1 protein-coding gene is annotated in these 1,135 nt (G+C 45.1%); it reads right to left on the reverse strand.

Features of this window, described 5'->3' with window-relative positions; translation table 11 throughout:
• Window positions 1-632: 632 nt before the first annotated feature.
• Window positions 633-1,135, reverse strand: a 503-nt coding sequence (locus tag F6K38_RS42690; RefSeq protein ID WP_287360956.1) for a DUF819 family protein, incomplete at its 5' end; no start/stop codon positions are given.

Raw genomic sequence — 1,135 nt, forward strand, 5'->3', positions numbered from 1 at the left:
TTCAGTAAGCCCGATTTGATCGGTGTTTTAGACACAGATAGCGAGTTTGCTATGCTCACTGGCATGACAAGCAATGGGGTGATGTTTGTTGGTGTGGGCGACGTAAACGTTACCCAGGTGTAAAACACACTTCTGTATATTTACCCAACTTCCTCTGCTTCTGGTTAATTCCCCTATATCTACGTTCAAGATCAAAAAAACCCCAGCGGGTAGCTGAGGAATAAGTCAAGGTGCATCTACTATTCCTGAATCCAACCGGGGTCTACCTAGATCCGGAAATATTTCCAAAACATAGGGAAATGCGATATAGCGTTTTTCATGAGCTAAGGTACACAGGATTTTTTCCGACTTCCCTGCTCCGAAGTCCCTGCTCCGAAGTCCCTAAAATCCACTCCTAGTCAGTACCTCACCCAATTGAAAACTGCTATATAGCACTACGCATTCAGATGTTTTACATTGTCTTGATGCAGTCGCTCATGGGGGGAACCCCCAAGACCGTAATGGTGCGTTTTCCGTTGGCGAATTAAATTCGCCACGGGTCGCACCTCTGCATCGCTCCTAAACTCCGAAACTTAGTCATAGCTTACTTCTGACTTCTGACTTCTGACTTCTTACTTGCGCGTAGCGCTATATCAACCCAAAGACCGCAAAAAATTACCTAACCCGACACCAATAAACGTAGCTACTGCATAACCCAGAGTACCGCAAAGAATCGCTGGAGTAACTAGCTTATCCCACTGCCGTGCTGTCGCCATAGCCGCTGCTGTAGTTGGCCCACCCATATTAGCATTGGACGCAATTACTAACTCAGCTAAATCTAAACCCAACAATCGCCCAACTCCGAGTAAGACTAACAAATGGATGGCGAGAATTAATCCAGCAAAAATAAACAGAACTGATCCCACTCGTAGCACTATTTCTACATTAGCGCTGGCACCAATTACAGCAAAAAATACCTGCATCAGCAGATAGCCAATTTTTTCTGCAGCCGTTATCCTACCTAAATAGCTTGGGAATAGTGTCGCTAGCATCACAATTAAAACCGTTTCTACCAGAATTCCCCCTTTGTTGAAACCCAACCAGCTAGCGAGACCATAACCTACAGCACAAATGGTCATACTAATGGCTAATGCCA

Origin of the sequence: Moorena sp. SIO3B2 (assembly GCF_010692525.1) — a bacterium.
Taxonomy (GTDB): Bacteria; Cyanobacteriota; Cyanobacteriia; order Cyanobacteriales; family Coleofasciculaceae; genus Moorena; species Moorena producens.